Source organism: Streptomyces sp. NRRL F-5135 (assembly GCF_000719775.1).
In the GTDB taxonomy this organism is placed as follows: Bacteria; Actinomycetota; Actinomycetes; order Streptomycetales; family Streptomycetaceae; genus Streptomyces; species Streptomyces hebeiensis.
Window position 1 is genome coordinate 229,362 of sequence record NZ_JOHR01000007.1, and the last position, 24,047, is coordinate 253,408.

Sequence of the window (24,047 nt, forward strand, 5' to 3'; positions counted from 1 at the left end):
GGACCCCTCAGGCGTTCACCGGCTCCGGGTCCGGCTCCGAGGCCGGGGCGCCGGCCGGTCCCGAGGCCCCCGGGCCCTCGTTCCCGCCGCCCCGCTTCGCCGCGCGCTTGGCCGCCTTCTTCGCGGCCCGGCGCTCCTTGCGCAGCTCCACCACGGCGTACAGCGTCGGCACCAGCAGCAGCGTCAGGACGGTCGAGGTCACCAGACCGCCGATCACCACCACGGCCAGCGGCTGGGCGATGAAGCCGCCCTCGCCCGTGACGCCCAGCGCCATCGGCAGCAGCGCGAAGATCGTCGCCAGCGCCGTCATCAGGATCGGGCGGAGCCGGTGGCGGCCGCCCTCGACGACCGCGTCGACCACGCTCAGGCCCTGGGCCCGGTACTGGTTGATCAGGTCGATCAGCACGATCGCGTTGGTGACCACGATGCCGATCAGCATCAGCATGCCGATCATCGCCGGGACGCCCATCGGCGTACCGGTCAGGATCAGCAGGCCGAGCGCGCCGGTCGCCGCGAACGGGATGGACACCAGCAGGATCAGCGGCTGCACCAGCGACCGGAACGTCGCGACGAGCAGCATGAACACGATGGCGATGGCGGCCAGCATGGCGAGGCCGAGGTTCACGAACGCGTCGTCCTGGTCCGCGGAGACACCGCCGATGGACGCGGTCGCGCCCTCCGGCAGGTCCAGCGCGTTGATCTTCGTCTGGAGTTCGGTGCTGACGGCGCCGGTGTTGTCGCCGGTGGGCCGGGCGGTGATCGTCGCGGCGCGCGCGCCGTCGATACGGGTCATCGAGACCGGGCCGGGGACGAGCTTCACGTCCGCGACCTGACCGAGCTTCACCGGGCCGAGCGGAAGGTTCTTCAGCTCCGCGACCGTCGTGGCCGGCTCGGCCGAGGTGATCACGACATCGCGCTCGGTGTCGTCCAGGACCGCCGTGCCCGACCGCGTGCCGCTGACGGCCTGGGCGACGGCCCCGCCGATCGCGGTGTCGTTCAGACCGGCCTCCGCGGCCTTCGCGTTGGCCTTCACGGAGACGCGCGGGATGCTCTGGGACAGGTCGCTCTGCACGTCCGTGACGTCGTCCAGGCCGGCGACGACACCCTGGACCTGGTCGGCGGCCTTGCGCAGCGTGTCCGCCTCGGATGCCTTGACCACGACGCTCAGGTCCTGGCTGGCGAAGCCGTCACCGCCGCTGATGGTCGTCGTGCCGACGCCGTCGAGCCCGGCCAGCGCCTTCTCGATCTTCTCCTGGGCCTTCTCGTAGGACGCGGAGTCCTTCAGCGTCACCTGGTACGACGCCTGGTTCGCGCCCGTACCGCCGCCGAAGGCGGCCATGAAGCCGGAGGAGCCGATGGTGACCTGGTAGTCCTTGACCTCGTCGATGCCGACGAGGGCCTTCTCGACCTTCTTCGCGGCGGCGTCGGCCGACGCCAGGCTGGTGCCGGGCGCGAGCTTCTGCTTGACGGTCAGGACTTCCTGCTCGCCCTGGTCGAAGAAGTTGGTCTTGAGCAGCGGTGCCATCCCGAACGTGCCGAACAGGACGACGATCGCGATGACCACGCTGGTGACGCGGCGGCGGGTCGCGAAGCGCAGCACCGGCACGTACAGCCGCTGGAGCCTGCTGCGGTTCTCCTTCTCCTCCGCCAGGCGACGGGCTTCCTCGGGGTCGACCCCGTCGATGTCCTTGGGGGCGCGCAGGAACCAGTACGACAGGACCGGTACGACCGTCAGCGACACGAGCAGGGAGGCGAGCAGCGCCGCCGTCACCGTCAGCGAGAACGAGCCGAACAGCTCGCCGACCAGGCCGCCGACCAGGCCGATCGGCAGGAACACGGCGACGGTGGTCAGGGTGGAGGAGGTGACCGCGCCCGCGACCTCCCTGACCGCGGTGAGGATGGCGTGCTGCCGCTCCTCGCCGTAGCCGAGGTGCCGCTTGATGTTCTCCAGGACGACGATCGAGTCGTCGACGACCCGGCCGATCGCGATGGTCAGGGCGCCCAGGGTGAGCATGTTGAGCGACAGGTCGCGCGTCCACAGCACGATCAGCGCCAGGAGGACGGAGAGCGGGATGGAGACCGCGGTGACCAGCGTCGAGCGGATGGAGGAGAGGAAGACCAGGATCACGAGGACCGCGAAGACCAGGCCGAGCGCGCCCTCGGTGGTCAGGCCGGAGATCGACTTGGAGACGGCCGGGCCCTGGTCGCTGACGACGGTCAGCTCGGCGCCGGAACCGAGGTCCGCCCGCAGGCCGGGCAGCTTGTCCTGGACCGCGTCCGAGATCGCGACGGCGCTGCCGTTGTTGTCCATGGTGGCCGCGACGGCGAGGCTGGGCTTGCCGTTCGTACGGGTCAGGGAGGTCGCGGCGGCCTGCTTCTGCTCGATCTTGGCGATGTCCCCGAGGCGAACGGGCCCGGCGCCCGCACCGGCGCCCGCGCCACCGGCACCACCGGAGGCTCCGCCCGCGCCGGCCGGGGGCGTGATCCGCAGGTCCTCGATCTGCTTCAGCGAGGTGTAGCCGCCGCCGACCTGGACCGTACGGCTCTTGCCGTCCTCGTCGAACGCGCCCGCCGGGACCGTGGCGCCGCCGGCCTTCAGGGCCTCGGAGAGGGCCATGGTGTTCAGGCCCGCCGCGGCGAGCTTCTTGTCGTCGGGCGTGACGGCGACCTGGAGGTCACGGACACCGTCGATGCTGACCTGGCCGACGCCGTCGATGTCCTCCAGCGCGGGTACGACGGTGCGCTCCAGCTGGCCGGCGAGTGCCTGCTGGTCCTTGTCCGAGGTGACGGCGAGGACGACGGTCGGGATGTCGTCCGTGCCGCCGGCCACGACCTGCGGGTCGACGTCGGCGGGCAGCTGGGCGCGGGCGCGGTTCACGGCCTGCTGGATGTCGGCGACGAGCTGCTTGTTGTCGCCGCCGCCGAAGTCGAAGCTGGCCATGATCACGGCGCTGCCCTCGCTCGCCGTGGAGGTGACGCCGCTGATGCCGTCGACCGCCTTGATCGAGTCTTCCAGCGGCTCGACGACCTGCTTCTCGACGACATCGGGGGAGGCGCCCTGGTAGGGGGCGATCACCGAGACCATCGGAAGCTCGATGGAGGGCATCAACTGCTGCTTGAGCTGGGGTATCGCGATGGCCCCGAAGACGATCGCGACGATCGACATCAGACCGATCAGGGCCCGTTGCGCGAGGCTGAATTTCGACAGCCAGGACATGGGGTCTCTCTTCTGTGGTGTACGCGGCGGCTGGGCACTGCGGCCCCCGGCGGCCCGGCGCGAGCCGCCCGTGCCGGGCACCGCACGCTGTGGCGCGGAGCCTTCCGGACACGGATGGCCCGTCGTGGACCCGTCATGGAACCCGTCATGGAACGGAAGGGAACAACGGCCCATCTATACGATCAGCCATCCCCGGCACCGCTTTCGTAGGCCGCAGGTCCATTTCCTCGACCGTCGCGTACCGCGCTTGGAGTACGCGGAGGCGGGCGCTCACTCCACCCTTGGACGTACAAGGCCCGATTCATAGGCGATGACCACCAGTTGCGCGCGGTCGCGGGCACCCAGTTTCGCCATCGCCCGGTTCACATGCGTCTTGACGGTCAGCGGACTGACCGAGAGCCGCTCCGCGATCCCGTCGTTGGAGAGACCGCCCGCGACCTGGACCAGGACCTCGCGTTCGCGCCCGGTGAGGGCCGCCAGGCGTTCGGCGTACGCGCCGGGGGCCGCCTCGCCGTCGGCGCGGGCACCGTCCTGGGCGAGGAAGCTCGCGATCAGGCCCTTCGTCGCGGCGGGCGACAGCAGGGCCTCACCGGCGGCGGCGATGCGGATGCCGCCCAGCAGGTCGTCCGGCTCGGCGCCCTTGCCGAGGAAGCCCGCGGCGCCTGCCCGCAGGGACTGCACGACGTACTCGTCGACCTCGAACGTCGTCAGCATCACCACCCGCACCCCGGCGAGATCGGGGTCCGCGCTGATCATGCGGGTGGCGGCCAGCCCGTCCGTACCGGGCATCCGGATGTCCATCAGGACGACATCGGCGCGGGCCGACCGGGCCACGGCCACGGCCTGCGCGCCGTCGGCGGCCTCCCCGACGACCTCCATATCGGGCTCCGAGTCCACGAGCACGCGGAACGCGCTGCGCAGCAGGGCCTGATCGTCCGCCAGGACCACCCGTATCTTCTTCTCCGTCATTCCCGTCCGTCCTCCCCCGTACGGCAACCGGCCCGGTCCTCGGTGTGACCGGCCGGCTCGACCGGCAGTATCGCCTGGGTGCGGAAGCCGCCGCCGTAACGGGGTCCGGCGCTGAGGGTGCCGCCGAGAGCGGTGACGCGCTCGCGCATGCCGACGAGGCCGTGGCCGCCGGAGGCGATGTGGGGGGTCGTGCCGGCGGTCTCGCCGAGGGACCCGTTCGAGCCGTCGTCCAGGACCGTTATCTCGACGGCCGGGCCGACCCGTACGACGCTGACCTCCGCCTTGGCGGACGGGCCCGCGTGCTTGCGGACATTGGTCAGGGCCTCCTGGACGATCCGGTACGCGGCGAGGTCCACGGCGGCGGGGAGACGGCCGGCGGGCAGGCCGAGGGGTCCGGTCAGGCCGGTCGTGACGTACGCGACGGGCAGCCCCGCGTTGCGGAAGGTGTCCAGCAGCGCGTCGAGTTGCGCGAGGCCCGGCGCCGGTTCGGTGGGCGCGTCGGAGTCGCCGGACTGGCGCAGCAGGCCGACGGTGACGCGCAGTTCGTCGAGCGCGGAGCGGCTGGCCTCCCGTACGTGCGCGAGCGCCTCCTTCGCCTGGTCGGGACGCTTGTCCATGACGTGGGAGGCGACCCCGGCCTGGACGTTGACCAGCGCGATGTGGTGGGCGACGACGTCGTGCAGGTCCCGCGCTATGCGCATCCGCTCCTCGGCGACCCGGCGGCGGGCCTCCTCCTCGCGGGTGCGTTCGGCGCGTTCGGCACGCTCCCGGATGGCGTCGATGAAGGCGCGCCGGCTGCGCACGGCGTCCCCCGCCGCGCCCGCCATCCCGGTCCACGCGAAGATCACCAGGTTCTCCTGCGCGTACCACGGCCCCGGGCTGGTCCACATCGCCACGGCGGTGAGCACGGTCATGGTCGCGAGGCCGACGCGCCAGGTGGTGGGGCGGTCGGTGTGGGCGGCGACGGTGTAGAGCGCGATGACGACGCTGAACGACGTGGTGGTGGGCGGGCTGCCGGTGAGCAGGTCGAGGAGGGTGATCCCGCCGGTCCCCACCAGCACCGCCAGCGGCGCGCGCCGCCGGAAGGCGAGGGCGAGGGCACTGAGCACGATCAGGACGATGCCGGCGACGTCCGGGGTACGGGTGTCGAAGGTGGGCCCGTGGGGCCCCCGGTGCGGCTCGGCGAACGCCCCGATGACCATGACGACGAGCGTGGCGGTGGCGAGGCACCCGTCGACGGCGAGCGGATGCGCGCGGGACCAGAACCGCGTACGGGCGAAGGCGGGAGCCAGGGGGGTCACGTCGGTCGCCTCCGTCGGGGGGTGGTGGCCGGGCCGGCCGGGCCGGGGTGCGGAGCCATTGTCCGCCGGGGCGGCGGTGCGGGTGCGGCTGGGTACGGAGTACGGGGTGCGGGTACCCGGCGCGGCGGGGCGCCGGGGGCCCGGCGGGGTGTACCTCCCGCCGCGTCCCTGGAGAACGTAGGTGGCGGTTGCCCCCACTCTCGTGCTCGTTCCTCCGCGTACCGCGACACCGGACGCAAAAGACGGCAGGACGGGATTCGCGAGCCGCGCCCCGGTCGCGGAGTTACCCGGGTGTCATGGCGCGGCGGACGCCGCGACCGCGGCCATGCTGGACTTCTGCGCCGAGCACGGCATCACCGCCGACATCGAGCTGCTGCCCTCGGCGCGTGTGAACGAGGCGCTCGACCGGCTCGGGCGAGGCGACGTCCGCTACCGCTTCGTACTCGACATGTCCGATCTGGACGGACCGGCTTGAGCGGCGGGGCCCCGGGCGGGAGCGAGCCGGTGCCACTCGGCCACGGCGGCGTCGCGCCGGGCCCCGCGTCCCGTCGCGCGGGCGCGGACACGGCCACGTTCGCGGACCCGGATGCGGACGCCCACGCGGACGCGTCCTCGGGCCTTCCCGCGGTGGCTCCCCCACGGGTCAGCCCGGACTCGGGATCAGCCCCTCGTCGTTCAGCATCGCCCGGACCTCGTCCAGCGTCGCCTCCGCCGCCGGGAGAATCAGCTCCGACGGCTCCAGCGCGTCGTCCGGCAGGGGCTCGCCCAGTTCCCGCACCTTCGCCAGCAGCGCGTGGAACGTACGGCGGAACCCCTCCCCGTCACCGTCGCGCACCTCGGCGAGCAGTTCGTCGTCCAGCGCGTTCAACTCGGCGAAGTGGCGGTCCGCCAGCCTCACCTGGCCCTCCCCCATGATCCGTACGATCATGTCGAGCCCTGCCGTTCGTCTCTAGCGTCGGTCTCCGGCGTTCATCTCCGGAGGTTCGTCTCCGGAGGTTCGTCTCTGGAGGTTCGTCTCTGGAGGTTCGCCGCCAGCGGTTCACCTCCAGCGGTTCGTCACTGCTTGTCGAACTTGTGCTGGTTCTGCCGCGGGGCGTCCTGCGCGTCCGCGCCGCCCTCGATCGCCTGCTGCTGCGCCGACGAGCCGCCCGCGAGCTCCGCCTTCATCCGCTGGAGCTCCAGCTCGACGTCCGTACCACCGGAGATCCGGTCCAGCTCGGCCGCGATGTCGTCCTTCGACGTGCCGGTCGGGTCGTCCAGCGCGCCCGAGGCCAGCAGCTCGTCGATCGCGCCGGCCCGCGCCTGGAGCTGGGCGGTCTTGTCCTCCGCGCGCTGGATCGCCATGCCGACGTCGCCCATCTCCTCCGAGATGCCGGAGAACGCCTCGCCGATCCGGGTCTGGGCCTGCGCCGCGGTGTAGGTGGCCTTGATCGTCTCCTTCTTCGTACGGAAGGCGTCGACCTTGACCTGGAGCCGCTGCGCCGCGAGCGTCAGCTTCTCCTCCTCGCCCTGGAGCGTCTGGTGCTGCGTCTCCAGGTCGCTGACCTGCTGCTGGAGCGCCGCACGGCGCGAGAGCGCCTCGCGCGCCAGATCCTCCCGGCCCAGTGCCAGCGCCTTGCGGCCCTGCTCCTCCAGCTTGGTGGACTGCCCCTGCAACTGGTTCAGCTGCAATTCCAGCCGCTTGCGCGACGTCGCCACATCGGCGACACCACGGCGCACCTTCTGGAGCAGTTCGAGCTGCTTCTGGTACGAGTAGTCAAGGGTTTCGCGCGGGTCCTCGGCCCGGTCAAGGGCCTTGTTCGCCTTCGCGCGGAAGATCATTCCCATACGTTTCATGACACCGCTCATGGGCTTCGCGCGCCCCCTTCTGACGGACTCCAGCTCCAGCACTTCGACCAGACCCACAGTACGGGGCCTGCCTCTATTACCGCACTGTTCGGGCGCGGATGCGCTCATCCCCAAGGACGACTACGGCTCGCGCCGATCCGGCGCAGGGAGTAGATGACCTTCGGGGAGGCGGGGGGACCGCGTCCCCTCTGTCCAGGGTACGGACGGGGCGGGACGGACTGTCCGGAGGTGTCCTGGTTCGGACACCCGCCGTTGCGGGATCGTTCCCCGCCGGGGTGGGGTCCAACCGCCTCACCCCGTACCCTTGGGGCTTGTGTTCCGTAGCCGTTCCAAAGAAGAGAAGGCCCCGTCCACCTCGGTGACGACGAACGGTCCTTCCACGCAGCCCCGCGACCCGCAGGCCCCCAAGGGCCGCCCGACCCCCAAGCGCAGTGAGGCCGAGTCGCAGCGCCGCCGCGCCTCGACGACGCCGACCGACCGCAAGACGGCCATGAAGCGCCAGCGCGAGGCGCGCCGGGCGGACCTGGCCAGGCAGCGCGAGGCCCTCGCGAGCGGCGACGAGCGCTACCTGCCGGTCCGTGACAAGGGGCCCGTGCGCCGCTTCGTCCGTGACTTCGTCGACTCGCGCTTCTGCCTGGCGGAGTTCTTCCTGCCGCTCGCGGTGGTGATCCTGGTACTGAGCATGATCAGGGTGCCGCAGATCCAGACGATCTCGCTGCTGCTCTGGCTGGCCGTGATCGTGCTGATCGTCATCGACTCCGTCGGGCTCGGCTTCCGGCTGCGGAAGCAGCTCGCGGAGCGCTTCCCGGACACCCCCAAGCGCGGCGCCGTGGCGTACGGCCTGATGCGCACGCTCCAGATGCGCCGGCTCCGGCTGCCCAAGCCGCAGGTCAAGCGCGGGGAGCGGCCCTGAGCGCGGACAGACCCGGGCCCGGGGCCCCGTCCGGATTCGCCGGTGGGTCGGCGAACTGGCTGGCCGGGCTCGGTGGGCTGCGCAATGTCGTCCGACAGGAACTCGTCGCCCGTCAGATCGACGAGCAGATAGCCCAGCGCTTCCCGGTCGGGCAGCGGCTGCGGGTGCTGGACGTGGGCATGGGCCAGGGCACCCAGGCGCTGCGGCTGGCGCGCGGCGGACACACGGTCACGGGTCTGGAGTCGGACGCCGAGATGCTGGCCACGGCCCGTGCGTCGCTCGCCACCGAACCGGAGGGCATACGGGAGCGGGTCCGGCTGATCGAGGGCGACGGCCGGGAGACCGGGGTCCACTTCCTGCCCGGCAGCTTCGACGTCGTCCTGTGCCACGGCGTACTGATGTACGTGAGCGAGCCGGACGCGATGCTCGCCGGGCTGGCCCGGATGCTGGCGCCCGGCGGTCTGCTGTCCCTGCTCGTACGGAACGCGGACAGCCTGGCCCTGCGGCCCGGCCTGAACGGCGACTGGGCGGGCGCGCTGGCCGCCTTCGACACGGACACGTACACCAGCCGGCTGGGGCTGCGGGTGCGCGCGGACCGGCTGGACGTGCTCACGGCGACGCTGGCGGGCATCGCGGCGCCGCTGCACGCCTGGTACGGCGTCCGGCTCTTCACGGACGGCGCCGCCGACGGCCAGGAGCCGCCGGCGGACGAGGCGGAGCTGGAACGGCTGCTGTCGGCGGAGGACCGGGCGGGGCGCACGGATCCGTACCGGGGGGTCGCCGCGCTGCTGCACTTGTTCGGGGTACGGGGCTGAACGGTTCGCGCACGGGCCGCACCGCCGCGCGACCGGGTGTCCGGCGGCCGGGACGCGACGGGGCGCGACAGGGCGCGACGGCCGGATCCAGCCATCCGCACTGGCCGGTTCCGTGCCAGGCCGCGAGCCCCCTTTTCGCGTCCTCGAGTCCGTGACCTCCGCGACCGCATCGAGTCCCGCCACCGGCACCGGTGAAGAGAACGCTCCCCTGCTGCCCGGCCGGGAGACCTGGCGGGCGCTGTACCGGCACATCCGGCCGCACCGCCGCGTCATCGCCCTCGGCGCGCTCCTGGCGCTGATCGGCTCCGCGAGCGCGCTGGCCCAGCCGCTCGCCGCCAAGGCGCTGGTGGACCGGCTCGGCGAGAACGGCTCGATCACCGGGATCCTGCTGTTCCTCACCGCTCTGGTGGTGTTCGGCACGGCGGTCGAGGCGTTCGGCGCGTACCTCCTCGAGCGGACCGCCGAGTCCGTCGTCCTGGCCGCCCGGCGCTCGCTGATCGGGCGGCTGCTCCGGCTGCGCCTGCCGGAAGTGGAGCGGACCCAGCCCGGCGACCTGATGTCCCGGGTCACCTCGGACACCACGCTGCTGCGCTCCGTGACGACGCAGTCGGTGGTCTCGGCGGCCACCGGCGCGCTCTCGACGCTGGCGACGATCGCGCTGATGGGGGTGATGGACGCGGTCCTGCTGGGCGTCACGCTCGGGGTGATCGTCGTGATCGGCGCCGCGGTCGCCACGGTGATGCCGAAGATCGCCCGGGCCACGAAGCGCTCCCAGGAGGCGGTCGGGCACATCTCGACGGTTCTGGAACGGGCCTTCGGGGCGTTCCGTACGGTCAAGGCGTCGGGGGCGGAGGAGCGCGAGACCGCGGTCGTGGAGGCGGCGGCGCGGGAGGCGTGGCGGCAGGGCGTGAAGACCGCGAAGTGGCAGTCGCTGGCCGGGGCGTCGGTCGGACTGGCCGTGCAGATGTCGTTCCTGACGGTGCTGGGCGTCGGCGGGGCGCGGGTCGCCTCTGGAGCGATCACCGTATCGACGCTGGTCGCGTTCCTGCTGTTGCTCTTCTACCTGATCGAGCCGGTCTCGAAGCTGGTGAACGCGGTGGCGCAGTTCCAGGTGGGGGCGGCGGCCGTGGCCCGGATCGCGGAGGCGGAGCGACTGGAGACGGAAGAGGTGGAGGCGGAGGGACCGGAGACGGAGGGACCGGGAACGGACAGACCGGCTGCCACTGGCGCGCTCCCGACGCCGGCGACGACGGCGCCCGTCGCCGCACCCGCACCTGTCGCCGCCACCGTCGCCGCTCCCGTCGCCGCTCCCGTCGCCGCCACCGTCGCCGTCGCCGCGACCGGCGGGCCGGCCGGTCGGGGTCCCGGTCCCGGCCCGAGTCCCGCCTCCGTCGTCTTCGAGAACGTCACCTTCCGCTACCGCGAGGGGCTGCCGTACGTCCACCACGGCGTCTCCTTCGAGGTCCCCGGCCCCGGGATGACCGCCTTCGTCGGTCCGTCGGGCGCGGGCAAGACGACCGTCTTCGGGCTGCTGGAACGGTTCTACGAGGCGACCGGCGGCCGGATCCTGGTCGACGGGCGGGACGTCCGCGACCTGCCCCTCGCCGAACTGCGCGCCGCCATCGGCTATGTCGAGCAGGACGCGCCGGTGCTGGCCGGGACCCTGCGCGAGAACCTGGTCTTCGCCGCGCCGGACGCCTCCGACGAGGAGATGCGCGAGGTCCTCGCGCGGGCGCGGCTGGACACGCTGGTGGAACGGCTGCCGGAGGGCCTGCACACACCGGTCGGGCACCGCGGCTCCACCCTGTCGGGCGGTGAACGGCAACGGGTGGCGATCGCGCGTGCGCTGCTGCGGCGGCCCCGGCTGCTGCTCCTGGACGAGGCCACCTCGCAGCTGGACGCGGTCAACGAGATGGCCCTGCGGGACGTGGTGGCGGAGGTGTCGCGGGAGGTGACGGTGCTGGTGGTGGCGCACCGGCTGTCGACGGTGACGCTGGCGGACCGGATCGTGGTGATGGACGCGGGGCGGGTGCGTGCGGTGGGGACGCATGAGGAGCTGGTGGCGAACGACCCGCTGTACGGGGAGCTGGCGGCGACTCAGTTCCTGGCGGCGGAGCGGTGAGCCCGGCTCGGTTCCTGGCGGCGGAGGGCCGGCGCGGGGCGGCGGCGCGGGGCCTGCGGGGAGGGCCGTACCTCGGCGTACGCCACTGATCGGCGGCGCAGCGGGAGCCACCCGACAGCACAAAAGGGATACTCCGGGCATGACTGTTTCGCTTCCACACGGTCCGCGCCGGGGCCGCTCGCGGTGGCCGCTGCCGCGTGTCGCCGGCCCGGCCCGCACGTCCCGACCAGCCCGTACGTCCCGACCGGCCCGACCGGCCCGTACGTCCCGACTGCTCGCCGGGGTCGTCCTGACCGCCTCGGCCGTCCTGGCCGCCGGCTGCTCAGAGGTGGGAGCGCCCCGCTCGGGGAACACCGGGGGCGCGGGCACCTTCGACAACACCTCGGTGGCCGGCACGACGTCCCGGGCCGCGGCCGCGCCGCGGACGACCAACGATCTGCAGACCGACTACGAGACGGTCATCAGGAACGTGCTGCCGTCGGTCGTGCAGATCGAAACCGGGAACAGCGTGGGCTCGGGCGTCGTCTACGACGGGCAGGGCCACATCGTCACCAACGCCCATGTGGTCGGGAAACAGCGCACGTTCGTCGTCACGATCGCCACCGGCGAGCAGCCGCTGCGGGCCGAGCTCGTCGCCAGCTACCCCGCGCAGGACCTCGCGGTCATCAAGCTCACCACGATCCCGAAGGGCCTGCGCGCGGCGACGTTCGGTACCACGTCCAAGGTCGCGGTCGGCCAGATCGTGCTGGCGATGGGCTCGCCCCTGGGGCTTTCGGGGAGCGTCACCCAGGGCATCGTCTCGGCGATCGGACGGACCGTCAGCGAGGGCGAGGCGGGCGGCGGCACGGGCGCGGTCATCGCCAACATGGTGCAGACCTCGGCCGCGATCAACCCGGGCAACAGCGGGGGCGCGCTGGCCAACCTGGACAGTGAGGTCATCGGCATCCCGACGCTGGCGGCGACCGATCAGCAGCTGGGCAACAGCGCGGCGCCGGGCATCGGTTTCGCGATCCCGGTCTCGACGGTGAAGACCATCGCCGACCAGATCATCAAGTACGGCAAGGTCACGAACTCGGGCCGGGCGGGCCTGGGCATCACCGGCCGTACCGTCCTGGGCCCGGACCTCCAGCCGTCCGGGGTCGCGGTCGTGTCGGTGACGAAGAACGGCCCGGCGGCGCGGGCGGGCATCAGGCCCGGGGACGTCATCGTGAAGCTCGACGGGACGCGCGTGCCGACGTTCGCCTCGCTGGCGGAGCAGTTGGCGTCGGACAGGCCCGGACAGAAGGTGAGGGTGACGTATGTGCGGGAGGGCTCGACGAAGGTGGCGGACGTCACGCTGGGCAAGTTGTGAGGACACCGGGCGCCGGCCGGGCCGTACGGCGGCACCGGCGTACGGCGTGGCCATGCGTACGACGGGAACCGCCGCGCGCCGGCGTCGTGCCACGGCCGGTGGACGGCGGCGAACGACGACCCGGCGAACGACGGTCCCTGTCGGGTGGTCAGTCGCTCGCCGCCTGCAGGCTCATGGGGCCGTACACCTCGTTGCCGTCCTCGAACAGCGTGACCTGGTCCACTCCCCCTTCGAGCAGGTCCTTCCAGACCTCGCCGACCCAGGACTCGGCGTCCCCCTGTGTGGTGAAGTCCTCCGGCTCCACCGCCGGCGCGACCTCCGTACCGTCAGCCTTCTCGAACCGCCACATCCACGCCATGTACGCCTCCGATCCAGGGTCCTGCGGAACTGATCAGCTTCCTGCCCGCAGCGTAGCCGGACGCGCACCGAACGCGGCGACACGGGAGGATCGTCTTCGTGGAACTGACTCTGCTCGGCACCGGAGCCCCCTCCGGCCTCCCCCGGCCCCACTGCCCCTGCGCGTCCTGCGCGACCGCCCTCGGTGAACGGGCGCGCGCCGCGACCTCGCTCCTCGTGGACGGGGTCCTGCTGCTGGATCTGACGCCCGGGGCCGCGCTCGCCGCCGCCCGCTCCGGGCACTCCCTCGCGGGCGTGCGCCAGGTCCTGCTCACGCATCCGCACGACGGCCCCGCGGTCGAACTGCCCGCCGGTCTGCCCTCGGCGGGGCGGGTGGCGGACGGCCGGGTGCTGACGCTGCTCAGCGGGCACCGGGTGCGGGCGGTGGCGATGGACGCGCCGGGCACGGGATACGAGGTGACGGGGCCGGACGGCGAGCGGCTGCTGTACCTGCCGCCGGGCGGCGCTCCCGCGGGGGTGTCCGGGGCGCACGGCGGGCCGCCCGGCGGGCCTGGGGGCCCTGGGCGCGCGGGCGTACCGGGAGTCCCCGGGGCCGCCGCTGCCCGGGGCGTTCCCGGCGCTCCCGGTGTGTCCGGTGGGGCCCGGGGGGCGGCGGGCCCGGCCCCGTACGACATGGTGGCCGCCGACGTCACCGGCCGGCCGGAGGCGGTGGCGCGGCTGCGGGCGGCCGGGGCGGTGGGGCCGGACACGGATGTCGTGGCGGTGCACGTCGACCACGACGTACCGCCCGGCGCGGAGCTGGCGCGCCGGCTCGCGGCGGCGGGCGCGCGGGCGGTGCCCGACGGGACGACGCTGACGATCGGCGCGTACCACCCGGCGCCCGTGGTGCCCCGGCGCACGCTGGTGACGGGCGGGGCGCGCTCGGGCAAGTCCTGGGAAGCCGAACGGCGGCTGGAGGCGTTCCCGGGCGTGCTGTACGTGGCGACGGGCGGCACCCGGGAAGGGGACCGGGAGTGGGACGCCCGCGTCCGCGCCCACCGCGAACGCCGGCCCGGTTCCTGGCACACCGTCGAGACCTGTGACCTGGTGCCCCTGCTCGCGGCGGAGGGGCCGCCGCTGCTGATCGACTGTCTGTCGCTGTGGCTGACGGACGCGATGGACCGGGTGAACGCGTGGGACGACGCGGCCTGGTCGGGCGGCGGCGAGAAGGCGCTGCGGGAGCGGACGGCGGAACTGGTCACGGCGGTACGGGAGACGCGGCGGACGCTGGTGGCCGTGACGAACGAGGTCGGCTCGGGCGTGGTCCCCGCGACGGCGTCGGGCCGGCGGTTCCGGGACGAGCTGGGCCGGCTGAACGCGCGGGTCGCGGACGAGTGCGAGCACGTGCTGATGGTGGTGGCGGGCCAGACGACGACCTTGCGGTGACGCCTCCCGGCGGACTCGCCGCGTACCACGGGACATCCCCGGCGGACTCGCCCCGTATCCGCCCGGAGGCCCGAGATGGGCCCGTCCGATATCCGCCGGGGCGCCTCCCGGCGTGAGGGGGACGCGGCACATACCTGCCGTGGGCACTGTGTGCCACCGGCGGCGCCTTCCACCGCGCGGGGGGCGCTCGGCAGTCTCGATCTCAGGCCCCACGGAGCCTCAACCCCACAGGGAGAGATCATGGACATCCGGCAACTGAGGACCTTCCACCGTGTAGCCGCCCTGGGCAGCGTCACCCGGGCCGCGGCCGAGCTCAACTACGCACAGTCCAGTGTCACCGGTCAGATCAAGAGCCTGGAAGTGTCCCTCGGCACCGACCTGTTCGAGCGGGTCGGGGGCAAGATCCGGCTCACTCCGGCGGGCAGCAGGCTGCTGCCGTACGCCGGGCAGATGCTGTCGCTGGCGGACCAGGCCCGCGGCGCGACCGTGGCCGACGGGCAGCCGGAGGGACAGCTGACCATCGGGACCATGGAGAGCATCACCTCCTACCGGATGCCCTCGGTACTGGAGTACTTCCACCACCGCTACCCGCGCCTCCAGCTCATCCTCCGGCCCAGCCTGTGCGCGGAGACCCTGCACGCCCTGCGCCAGGGCGACTTCGACGCGGGCTTCCTGATGGAGGCCGAGACCCAGCACTCCGGGGTGCACAGCGAGGTGCTCGGCAGGGAGCCGCTCGTCGTGGTGGCCGCGCCGAACCACCGCCTCGCGGGCGAGGCCAAGGTCTCCACGGACGATCTGCGCGAGGAGGCCGTCCTGGCGCCCGAGGCCGGCTGCGCCTACCGGGAACTGCTGGAGGCGGAGCTGAACGACGGCTCGGGAGAGCCGGTGCCGTTCCTGGAGTTCGGCACCATCGAGGCCATCAAGCGCGGGGTCGGCGCCGGACTGGGCATCAGCCTGCTGCCCCGGATGACCGTCACGGAGGAACTGGCCGCGGGCACCCTCGCCCAACTGGCCTGGGAGCCGCCCTTCGAGCTGTACACCCAGCTCGCCTGGCGCAAGGGAGCCCCGCTGTCCCGGGAGCGTCAGGTGTTCATCGACCGGGTCCTCGAATCCCTCAGCCACGAATACCGCACCCAGGCCGACTGACCGGGACGCCACGGAGAATCGTCTTCGCCGCGATCCGTCCAAGGTCATCAGGAAAGCCAATAACGGCCATCCGCGATGGCGAACAGATTTCCTGGACTTGCCGGTGAGTCGGCGAACACAATTCTGTAGTAACTGGTTCACGGCGAGGGGAAGCTCATGTCACAGGTCATGCGCCCGGGGAAACGGTTCATCGTATCGAGCGTGTCGTCCGACGCACACATGTGGAATCTTGTCTTTCTTCAGCTCCTGCTCGAGGAGCACGGAGCTGAGGTGAACAACCTGGGCGCGTGCGTGCCCGACGAACTCATCATCGACGAGTGCCTCAGCACGAGGCCGGACGCACTGATCCTGTCCACGGTGAACGGACACGGACACCTCGACGGGCTCAGGCTGATTCGTAAGATCCGCAGCGAACCCGCTCTGGAGGACCTGCGCGTGGTCATCGGCGGGAAACTGGGGGTGCGCGGCGCGGAGAACATCGTCTACGCCGAGGAACTCGCGCTCAACGGTTTCGACGCGGTATTCGAGGCGGGCAGCGGAATAGAGCGCTTCGAGGAATTCCTGGGTGCTCTGGAAAGCGGTCCGTCCCGGGCCCGCCCGGCCCTCGCTCCCGTGGGGGCCGCCGCGTGAGCGCGTTGGCCCGGCCCGGTGCCGGCCCCGCGCCCGCCACCCGGGGTGTCCCGCCCCAGGGCCGGTTCTCGAGTTACGTCCACCGTTCCGCGGCGGCCGGGCGGCTGGCGGTGCAGCCCCGGATGGGCTTCGCCGACCTCGCCACCATGCGCGAGGGGCTGCGCGAGGTGCGCGACGCCGACGCCACGTCCATCGGCACCATCACCCTCGACAGCTACACCCGGGTCAACGACCACGACTCGGCCCGCGCCGCCCTGCGCACCGGCGCGGAGCTCAACGGCTTCCCGCTCGTCGCCCACGGCGAGCGAGCCACCCGGGAGTTACTCGAATCCGTGTCGGGTCGCGACTTCCCGGTCCAGGTCAGGCACGGTTCGGCACTGCCGCAGCCGCTGTTCAGGGCCATGGTCGCGGCCGGGGTCGACGCCACCGAGGGCGGCCCCGTCTCGTACTGCCTGCCCTACAGCCGCGCCCCGATCGCCAAGGCGGTCAGCGCGTGGGCGGAGTGCTGCGAACTGATCGCCGAGCAGCCGGATCCAATGCACCTGGAGAGCTTCGGCGGCTGCATGCTGGGCCAGCTCTGCCCACCCAGCCTGCTGGTGGCGCTGAGCGTCCTGGAGACGCTGTTCTTCCGTGAGCACGGCCTGCACAGCATCTCGCTGAGCTATGCCCAGCAGACCCATCCGGGCCAGGACCTGGAGGCGCTGGCCGCGCTGCGCCGGCTGGGGGGCGAGCGGCTGTCGGGGGCCGACTGGCACGTGGTGCTCTACACGTACATGGGTGTCTTCCCGCGCACTCCCATCGGCTCGTTCCGGATCCTGGAGGAGAGCGTCCGGCTCGCGGTCCGCAGCGGCACCGAGCGGCTGATCGTGAAGACCCCGGCGGAGGCGTACCGCATCCCCACCATCGCCGAGAACGTGAACGCCCTGGAGTTCGCCGAGTCCATCGCCGAGGACGAGGCGGCCCGCGAGCCGTCGTTCGAGGCCACCGACACGGGGATCTACGAGGAGGCCAGGCTGCTGGTCGACAGCACCCTGGAACTCGCCCCGACGGTCGGTGAGGCACTGGTCAAGGCGTTCTCCCGCGGCCATCTGGACGTGCCGTTCTGCCTGCACCAGGACAACGCCAACAAGTCGCGCGCCTACGTCGACCCACGCGGGATGCTGCGCTGGGCCGAACCGGGGCGGATGCCGCTGAACGTGAAGGACTTCGACGCCAGGCGTCCCGTCAGCGCCCAGGGCCTGCTCGGCATGCTCGGCTTCAACGAGCGTCGTTTCGACCGCGAACAGCTGACCCGCGTGCACTCGCGCGAACTGCTGGTCGGGTCCGGTCCGAGGAGTCTGTCGTGAACACCCCCACTCTGGACGACGTACGACGCCGGGGCGCGCTGCGCACCGTGGTGAGCCGCGGCATCCGCGGTCTCTCCCAGCGTTCCGACGACGGCCGCTGGACCGGCCTGGACACCGATGTCGCCCGTGCCGTGGCCGCCGCCGCGCTCGGCGACGCCGAGGCCGTCGACTGGCTGCCCTCGGATCCGGCCGACCGGCTGCCCCGGCTCGTCGCGGGGGAGGCCGAGCTGACGGTGTGCAACCTCAGCTGGACGCTGGGGCGGGAGGCCACCTCGCCGGTGCTGTTCGCCGGTGTCACGTGCTACGACGGCGAGGGGTTCCTGGTAGCCGCTGACAACGGTGTCGAGCACCCCGAGCAGCTCGCCGGGCGGCGCCTGGCGGTGCAGGCCGGCACCACCAGCGCCACCAACCTCGCCTCCTGGTACGGGAGCCGCGGGCTGTCCGTCGAGCCGGTCGCCTTCGCCACCCCGGCCGAGGCCCTGGCCGGTTACGCCTCGGGCGACTGCGCGGCCTACGTCCTCGACCGGGTGGCGCTGGCCGGTGAGCGGGCCGCGCTCCCCGACCCGTCGGCCCACCGCATCCTCGACACGGCGATCTCGCGCGAGCCGATGGCCGCGGCGGTACGCGACGACGACCCGTCCTGGTTCCGGCTGTGCCGCTGGGTGCTGCAACTGCTCATCTCCGCCGAGCACCAGGCCGACGAGTCGGGCGAGCGGGAGAAGGCGCTCGCACAGGCCGCCGAGGCGGCCGGCCCGCACGGTCCCGCGATCGGCCTCGACGAGGACTGGGCCGCCCGGGTGCTGTCCGCCGTGGGCACCTACGGGGACCTCTACGAGCGCAATCTCGGCACCGCCACGCCTCTCGCCGTCCCGCGCGGACTCAACGAGCTGTGGACGCGGGGCGGCCTGCACTACGCCGTCCCCCTGCACTGACCGCCCCTCCATGTCGTGAAAGGACTCACTCCATGAGTACCGCACCATCCGGCCAAAGCCAGGAGACGAAGGGGGCGATCGAACTCACCCTCGCGATGGTGCTGTCCGGCACCCTCGGCGTCTTCGTCGTGGAATCCGGCACGTCCCCCTTCAACGTCGTGTTCTTCCGCTGCCTGTTCGGCACGGTCGCCCTCGGCCTCTACTGCCTGGCGCGCGGCTTCTTCAAGAACCACGCGTTCACCCCGAAGAAGCTCGGCCTGGCCGCGCTCGGCGGTGTGTTCATCGTCTTCAACTGGGCGTTCCTCTTCGAGTCCTACGAGGGCACGTCCATCTCGGTGGCCACCGTCGTCTACCACACCCAGCCGTTCTACGTGATGCTGCTCGGGGCGCTGCTGTTCCGCGACAAGCTCACCGTGGCCAAGTTCGCCTGGCTGGGCATCGCCTTCGTGGGTCTGATCCTGGTGGCCGGGGTCTCCGTGTCCGACCTGACCGGCGGCGGCGACAGCGACTACCTCAAGGGGCTGGGTTACGCGCTGCTCGCCGCGGTCCTCTACGCGGCGTCCACCGTGGTCACCAAGCGGGTCACCGGAGTCCGCCCGCACCTGGTCGCGCTGGTCCAGCTCGTGCTGGGCATCTTCCTGCTCCTGCCGTTCACGACGCTGAGCGAGACGGCCGACCTGGGCGCGGACTGGGGCTGGCTGGTCGGCCTCGGAGTGATCCACACCTGCGTGATGTACGTCCTGATGTACTCCTCGTACCAGAAGCTCCCCACCCCGAAGATCGCTGTTCTCGCCTTCGTCTACCCGGCCGTGGCGATGCTCGCCGACTGGGCCGTGTACGGACACAGCGTCAGCCTGCTGCAGGCGCTGGGCATTCCGCTGATCGTCGCCGCCAGCCTGGGCATCAACCTCGGCTGGTCCTTGCGCGGCAAGGCCGCCGCCACTGCCGCCGCCCCGGCGCCGGCCCCGCGGCCCACGACGGAGAACGAGACAGCGAACAAGTCAGAGACCGAGACCGCGGCCGGAGGCACCCGATGACTCTTGTGACCGACCCCAGCGCACCTCGTATCGCGATAGTCGGCGCCACCGGCGCCGTCGGTGGCACCCTGATCGACCTGATCGAGCGGCGGGGACTGCGCTACCGCGCCGTCGAACTGGTCGCGTCGGCCCGCTCGGCCGGGGCCGAACTCACCGTCGACGGCCGGTCCTACCCGGTGCACGCCGTCGAGGACTTCGACTTCTCGACCGTGGACCTGGCCTTCTTCTCCGCGGGCACGGAGGCCAGCGAGAAATGGGTGCCGGTGGCCACCGCGGCCGGCGCCGTCGTCATCGACAACACGATCGCGTTCCGGATGGACCCCGACACCCCGCTGGTCGTCCCGCAGGTCAACGCGCACGAGCTGGACCGCCGTCCGGTGTCCGGCGTGATAGCCAACCCGAACTGCTCCACCATCCCGCTCGTCAGGGTGCTCAGGGGCATCGAGGAACGCTGGGGCGTACGGCAGGCCGTCGTCAGCACCTACCAGGCCGCCTCCGGCCTGGGGCACCCGGGCGTCGACGAACTCAAGGAGTCCAGCCGGGCCGCGCTGGACCACCCCGGGGAGGAGTACCCGGGCAAGGAGTTCGTCCCCTCGCTGGCGTTCAACGTCATCCCGAAGATCGACCGGTTCCTGGACACCGGGTTCACCCTGGAGGAGCAGAAGATGCTCCAGGAGTCCCGCAAGATCCTCGGCCTGCCGCACCTGGACGTCACCACCACCTGTGTGCGGGTGCCGGTGGTCAACGGCCACTCGGAGGCGGTCTGGATCGAGTGCCAGGCGCCGGTCGACCGCGCCGAGCTCGTCGAGGTGATCGCCGCCCTGCCCGAGGTCACGGTGCACGACCGGGAATCGCCACGCGAGTTCCCGACCCCGGCCACGGTCAAGGACCCCGACCGGGTGCACGTCGGCCGGATCCGGGTCAACCCCAACAACCCCCGCGCCTTCTGGCTCTGGGTGGTCGCGGACAACCTGACGATCGGCGCCGCGCTCAACGCGATCCAGATCGCGGAGGAGCTCATCGCCCGGGGCACGCTGTGACGGCCGAGCCGCCCGTCGTGCTCAAGTTCGGAGGCTCCAGCTTCCGGACCCTGGCAGCGTACGGGCAGCTTGCCGAAGCGCTCGCGCAGCGCGTCACCGACGAGGGCAGGCGCCTGGTCGTCGTGGTGAGCGGCCAGCCGGGCGAGACCGAGCAGTTCCGGGACCGGCTCAACCAGATCAACCGGCACCCGGAGGACGAGACCGTGGCCGGCCTGCTCACCCTCGCCGACACGGTCGGGGCGCAGCTGCTGTCCACCGCCCTGCACCGGGCCGGGCGCACCTCGACCGTCCTGGCGGGGCACCAACTGGGGCTGACCACCGACTCGTCCTTCATGTGGGCGCGGCTGGAGCACACGGACCCGATGCCGCTGCGCCGCGCGGTACGGGACCACGAGGTCGTCGTGGTCCCCGGTGGCCAGGCGGCGGACCGCAAGGGCCGGCCCACCTGGCTGGGCAAGAACAGCTCGGACCTGTCGGCCGTCGCCGTGGCCGCGGCCGTCGGTTCCTCCCGCTGCGAGATCCACTCGGACGTCGACGGCATCTACAGCAGCGACCCGCACCTGATCTCCGGCGCCCGGCTGCTGAACCAGGTGTCCTACAACACCGCCGCGCTGATGTCGCTGTACGGGGCGAAGGTGCTGCACCGCAGGGCGGTCCGGCTCGCCCAGCGCAACCGGATCGAGATCGTCTGCCGTTACAACAGGCCGCCGTTCCCGACGGGTTCGGTGATCGGCACCGCCGGTTCCACGGTGGCCGCGGTGGTGCTCAACCAGCGTTCCTCGGCGCTGCGCTACGACAGCGACGAGCTGGCCGACAAGGCGTACACCGTCTTCCACGCCGAGAACATCGACGCCGTACGCCTGAACTCCGGCCCGCTGGTGGCGATCACCGGCGGATTCGTGGACCTGCCCGAGTTCCAGCGCCGCCACGGTCTCACGCCCGGCGAGTACGCGGGGCTGCCCGTGACCGCCGTGCGCGGCAGCAAGGTCGTCACGCACCTGGCCGCCGACGAAGAGGACGCCCTGCACCTGGCACAGCGCCTGCACGACCACGCCAACCGCCCCGGCGAAGCCGATCTGGACCAGGACCTGCCGGACCTTCAGACAGTAGGAGTGTGATCGCATGACCACCGCCACGGAACTCAACCGTCAGGCCGGGCCCGTCACGGTGCCCACCTTCAGTGAGATCGCCCTGCCGGACGACGTGCGGGACGCCCTCGGCGAACAGCTCGGCAAGCTGTCCGATCCGAACACGGACATCGACCGCTCGATGACCCGCCTGCTGCAGATATTCGCCCAGCTCCCCGTCGACATACTCCAGCAGATCCTGGACTTCGGCCGGCACATAGACACCCCCGGCGTCTCACTGGTCAGCAACCTGCCGGTGGACCCCGACCTGCCGGACACCCCGTCGGACGGCGGTCCCAGCACCGACAAGGCCACCTTCGTCGCCGAAGGGATCCTGCTCGGCCTGAGCGGACTGCTCGGGGAGCCGATGGGCGTGCTGACGGAGAAGGCCGGGCAGCTGGTGCACGACGTGATCCCCGTCGCCGGCGGCGCGAAGACCCAGACCAACCAGGGGTCGGAGGTCTTCCTCAACTTCCACAGCGACATCATGCACGACGTGATCGGCCGTTACGACGTGGCCAACCCGGACTTCCTGGTGCTGAACTGCCTGCGCCAGGACCATGACGGCGTCGCCGGCACCTTCTACGCCGACGTCCGGGACATCTCGGCCGCGCTGGCGCCGGAGATCCTGGACGCGCTGCGCAGCCCGCTCTTCCGGCTGAACGCGCCGGGCAGTTACGTCCGTGACGTGGCGGGCGGCAAGGACGTGCTCTCCGAGCCGGTGTCGATCATCAGCGGTCCCCTCGACTACCCGGAGATCGCCGTCTCCGCCAACGGGGTGCGCCCGCTGACCAGGACGGCCGAGGAGGCCCTCGCCGCCCTCCAGGAGACCTGCCGCCAGGTCTCGCACGCGGTCCACCTGAGCCCGGGCCAGTGCCTGCTGATCAACAACCGCAAGGGCGTGCACGCCCGCGGCAGCTTCGCGGCCCGCTACGACGGCCGGGACCGCTGGCTCCAGCGCAGCTATGTGCGCCGCAGCCTGTGGAACGTCCGTTACCGGGTGACCGAGGAGAACCGGCGCGTCCACTACTGACGGCGGCACCCCGGGCGCGCAACGCCCCGCCGCTCCCGCACCGGTGCTGATCTCCCCGTCAGCGCCGGTCCGGGAGCAGGCGGGGCGTTGTGCGTCCGGGCGGCCCGGCCGGGTGCCCGGACCCACGGGACACGCCGGTGCCACCGGGTACGGGGGATACGCGGGTGCGCGGGTGCGCGGGATCGCCCTGGCACGCGGGCCCGGCGAGCACGTCGGCTCGCCCGGTGCGTCTGGCTCGCCCGGTGCGCCGGCGGACCCGGTGCGTCGGCTCACCGGGCACGGAGGTCTCACCGGACGCGGGGTGCCGAGGAGGCTCGGCGGGCAGGGGCCCTCGCGAGCAGGGGTTCAGCCGGCGCGGGCTCAGCGGGCGGGGGGCCGGGCGCCGGTCACGTCGTGCGGCGACCGCGCCGGACCGGAGGCCGGCCCGTCAGCCCCAGACGCTCCGCGGCAGCGGCTCCGACACACCGTTCGCCCGGTTCGGCTGGAGGGCGATGTCGTCCGGCATCCACAGCCGTTCGGGCAGGTTGACGTGGTCGGCGCTGAGCCCCACGTGCAGGACGGCGGCCGTGGCCCGTTCGGTCGCGGGGAGCGAGCCGACCAGCGCCGAGAGCCCTCGCTGCCGGGCCCGTTCGATCACCCCGAGCGTCGCCGTGAGCCCGCCCGCGACATCGAGCTTGACGTTGATCCCGTCGTACTGGTCCGCCACCCGGCCCAGATCCCCCTCGTCGCCGTACGACAGGTCGCAGATGATGGGGAAGGGCCTGCGCAGCCGCGCCAGGGCGCGGGCCTGCCAGGAGGGCAGCGGCTGTTCCAGCAGCCGGACGCCGTGGGACTCCAGGACCGGCAGCATCGTGCGCAGCCGGTCCACGTCCCAGGCACCGTCGGCGTCGGCCATCAGCCAGGCGTCGGGCCGGTGCCGACGGACCGCTTCGAGCCGCGCGATGTCGTCCTCGACCCCGCCGGCGCCGAGCTTCAGCTTGATCGCGGGATGGGTGGCGGTGTTCCGCAGCGCGCGGGACAGCGAGGCCGGCTCCAGGAGCGGGACGGTCCGGATCGTCGGCAGCGGCCGCGGCCGCGGCAGCCCCAGCAGCTGCCAGACCCGCTGCCCGCTGCGCTTGGCGAGCAGGTCCCACAGCGCCGAGTCCAGCGCGTTGCGGGCGGGCCCCGCGGGCAGCAGGTCGAGCAGGTCCACGGGGGTGATCATCCGCTCCAGACGGTGGCGCACCGCGTCCACCTGGGCGAGCGCCGCGGCGGGGCCGTGCTCCGCCGCGTACGTGACGAGGGTCGCCTCGCCGCGCCCGGTGTGGCCCGCGTTGTGGAGGGCGACCCGGAGCACGGACCAGTCCCGGGTGCCGGGGGCAGGCCGGGTCTCGTAGAGAACTCGCAGCGCCGTGCCGGTCATGGACCTGAGAAATGCCGGGTCGAACACGAGAACTCC

The 24,047-nt window shown here is 72.3% G+C and carries 20 protein-coding genes and 1 pseudogene; 14 read left to right on the plus strand and 7 right to left on the minus strand.

Going from position 1 to position 24,047, the window contains the following annotated elements; all coding sequences use genetic code 11:
* Positions 1 to 7: 7 nt before the first annotated feature.
* The 3 genes from IG02_RS0113525 to IG02_RS0113535 form a co-directional block, all read right to left on the minus strand.
* Positions 8 to 3,217 carry an efflux RND transporter permease subunit gene (locus IG02_RS0113525; protein WP_030746048.1) on the minus strand — a complete coding sequence of 1,070 codons (3,210 nt, stop codon included), beginning with the start codon at positions 3,215 to 3,217 and terminating at the stop codon, positions 8 to 10.
* Positions 3,218 to 3,487: 270 nt separating this feature from the next.
* A complete protein-coding gene (locus IG02_RS0113530) occupies positions 3,488 to 4,186 on the minus strand; it encodes a response regulator (RefSeq protein WP_030746052.1) in 699 nt (232 codons plus the stop codon).
* Positions 4,183 to 5,487: a sensor histidine kinase gene (locus IG02_RS0113535; RefSeq protein WP_051765033.1), complete on the minus strand. Its 1,305-nt coding sequence runs from the start codon at positions 5,485 to 5,487 to the stop codon at positions 4,183 to 4,185. Before IG02_RS0113535 ends, IG02_RS0113530 begins: the two co-directional genes overlap by 4 nt.
* Positions 5,488 to 5,800: 313 nt before the next feature.
* On the opposite strand from IG02_RS0113535, the pseudogene IG02_RS40590 reads away from it, so the two are divergent.
* A pseudogene (locus IG02_RS40590) lies at positions 5,801 to 5,962 on the plus strand (NAD(P)-dependent alcohol dehydrogenase); the annotation flags it as partial.
* A gap of 168 nt (positions 5,963 to 6,130) precedes the next feature.
* Here the strand turns inward: IG02_RS40590 and pspAA are convergent.
* Both pspAA and IG02_RS0113550 read right to left on the minus strand, forming a co-directional pair.
* Positions 6,131 to 6,415, minus strand: coding sequence for a PspA-associated protein PspAA (pspAA, locus tag IG02_RS0113545; protein WP_030746057.1), 285 nt, complete (start codon positions 6,413 to 6,415; stop codon positions 6,131 to 6,133).
* Positions 6,416 to 6,543: 128 nt separating this feature from the next.
* Positions 6,544 to 7,323 carry a PspA/IM30 family protein gene (locus IG02_RS0113550; RefSeq protein ID WP_030746061.1) on the minus strand — a complete coding sequence of 260 codons (780 nt, stop codon included), beginning with the start codon at positions 7,321 to 7,323 and terminating at the stop codon, positions 6,544 to 6,546.
* A 325-nt stretch (positions 7,324 to 7,648) separates the two neighbouring features.
* Here IG02_RS0113550 and IG02_RS0113555 point away from each other — a divergent pair, with 325 nt between their 5' ends.
* The 4 genes from IG02_RS0113555 (at position 7,649) to IG02_RS0113570 (ending at position 12,536) form a co-directional block, all read left to right on the plus strand.
* On the plus strand, positions 7,649 to 8,248 hold the full coding sequence (locus tag IG02_RS0113555) for a DUF3043 domain-containing protein (protein ID WP_030746064.1): 600 nt from the start codon (positions 7,649 to 7,651) through the stop codon (positions 8,246 to 8,248).
* A gap of 59 nt (positions 8,249 to 8,307) precedes the next feature.
* Entirely contained in the window at positions 8,308 to 9,063 is a 756-nt protein-coding gene (locus tag IG02_RS0113560; protein WP_234314745.1) for a class I SAM-dependent methyltransferase, read from the plus strand.
* Positions 9,064 to 9,214: 151 nt separating this feature from the next.
* Positions 9,215 to 11,185 (plus strand): ABC transporter ATP-binding protein, encoded by a 1,971-nt coding sequence (locus IG02_RS0113565; RefSeq protein ID WP_030746070.1) that lies wholly within the window; start codon positions 9,215 to 9,217, stop codon positions 11,183 to 11,185.
* Between the two features lie 139 nt (positions 11,186 to 11,324).
* The gene (locus IG02_RS0113570) at positions 11,325 to 12,536 is read left to right on the plus strand and encodes a S1C family serine protease (RefSeq protein WP_078854444.1); all 1,212 of its coding nucleotides are present in this window, start codon (positions 11,325 to 11,327) and stop codon (positions 12,534 to 12,536) included.
* 148 nt (positions 12,537 to 12,684) lie between these two features.
* On the opposite strand, the gene IG02_RS0113575 is transcribed toward IG02_RS0113570, so the two are convergent.
* Positions 12,685 to 12,894, minus strand: a complete 210-nt coding sequence (locus IG02_RS0113575; RefSeq protein ID WP_030746075.1) for a hypothetical protein — start codon at positions 12,892 to 12,894, stop codon at positions 12,685 to 12,687.
* 98 nt (positions 12,895 to 12,992) lie between these two features.
* On the opposite strand from IG02_RS0113575, the gene IG02_RS36300 reads away from it, so the two are divergent.
* The 9 genes from IG02_RS36300 (at position 12,993) to IG02_RS0113620 (ending at position 22,609) form a co-directional block, all read left to right on the plus strand.
* The gene (locus IG02_RS36300) at positions 12,993 to 14,318 is read left to right on the plus strand and encodes a bifunctional adenosylcobinamide kinase/adenosylcobinamide-phosphate guanylyltransferase (RefSeq protein WP_037802877.1); all 1,326 of its coding nucleotides are present in this window, start codon (positions 12,993 to 12,995) and stop codon (positions 14,316 to 14,318) included.
* A 240-nt stretch (positions 14,319 to 14,558) separates the two neighbouring features.
* Positions 14,559 to 15,464, plus strand: a complete 906-nt coding sequence (locus tag IG02_RS0113585) for a LysR family transcriptional regulator (protein WP_037802878.1) — start codon at positions 14,559 to 14,561, stop codon at positions 15,462 to 15,464.
* A gap of 168 nt (positions 15,465 to 15,632) precedes the next feature.
* Positions 15,633 to 16,094: a cobalamin B12-binding domain-containing protein gene (locus tag IG02_RS0113590; protein ID WP_051765035.1), complete on the plus strand. Its 462-nt coding sequence runs from the start codon at positions 15,633 to 15,635 to the stop codon at positions 16,092 to 16,094.
* The gene (locus IG02_RS0113595) at positions 16,091 to 17,440 is read left to right on the plus strand and encodes a methylaspartate mutase (RefSeq protein ID WP_324604727.1); all 1,350 of its coding nucleotides are present in this window, start codon (positions 16,091 to 16,093) and stop codon (positions 17,438 to 17,440) included. The genes IG02_RS0113590 and IG02_RS0113595 overlap by 4 nt, the downstream gene beginning before the upstream one ends.
* Positions 17,437 to 18,372: a transporter substrate-binding domain-containing protein gene (locus IG02_RS0113600; RefSeq protein ID WP_051764938.1), complete on the plus strand. Its 936-nt coding sequence runs from the start codon at positions 17,437 to 17,439 to the stop codon at positions 18,370 to 18,372. Before IG02_RS0113595 ends, IG02_RS0113600 begins: the two co-directional genes overlap by 4 nt.
* A gap of 32 nt (positions 18,373 to 18,404) precedes the next feature.
* The gene (locus tag IG02_RS0113605) at positions 18,405 to 19,409 is read left to right on the plus strand and encodes a DMT family transporter (RefSeq protein ID WP_037802880.1); all 1,005 of its coding nucleotides are present in this window, start codon (positions 18,405 to 18,407) and stop codon (positions 19,407 to 19,409) included.
* A complete protein-coding gene (locus IG02_RS0113610; RefSeq protein WP_030746095.1) occupies positions 19,406 to 20,449 on the plus strand; it encodes an aspartate-semialdehyde dehydrogenase in 1,044 nt (347 codons plus the stop codon). Before IG02_RS0113605 ends, IG02_RS0113610 begins: the two co-directional genes overlap by 4 nt.
* Positions 20,446 to 21,567, plus strand: a complete 1,122-nt coding sequence (locus IG02_RS0113615) for an aspartate kinase (protein WP_051764940.1) — start codon at positions 20,446 to 20,448, stop codon at positions 21,565 to 21,567. The genes IG02_RS0113610 and IG02_RS0113615 overlap by 4 nt, the downstream gene beginning before the upstream one ends.
* Positions 21,568 to 21,571: 4 nt before the next feature.
* Positions 21,572 to 22,609, plus strand: coding sequence for a TauD/TfdA family dioxygenase (locus IG02_RS0113620; protein ID WP_051764942.1), 1,038 nt, complete (start codon positions 21,572 to 21,574; stop codon positions 22,607 to 22,609).
* A 427-nt stretch (positions 22,610 to 23,036) separates the two neighbouring features.
* Here the strand turns inward: IG02_RS0113620 and IG02_RS0113625 are convergent, their stop codons facing one another.
* Positions 23,037 to 24,038, minus strand: a complete 1,002-nt coding sequence (locus tag IG02_RS0113625) for an enolase C-terminal domain-like protein (RefSeq protein ID WP_158712285.1) — start codon at positions 24,036 to 24,038, stop codon at positions 23,037 to 23,039.
* Between the last annotated feature and the right edge of the window lie 9 nt (positions 24,039 to 24,047).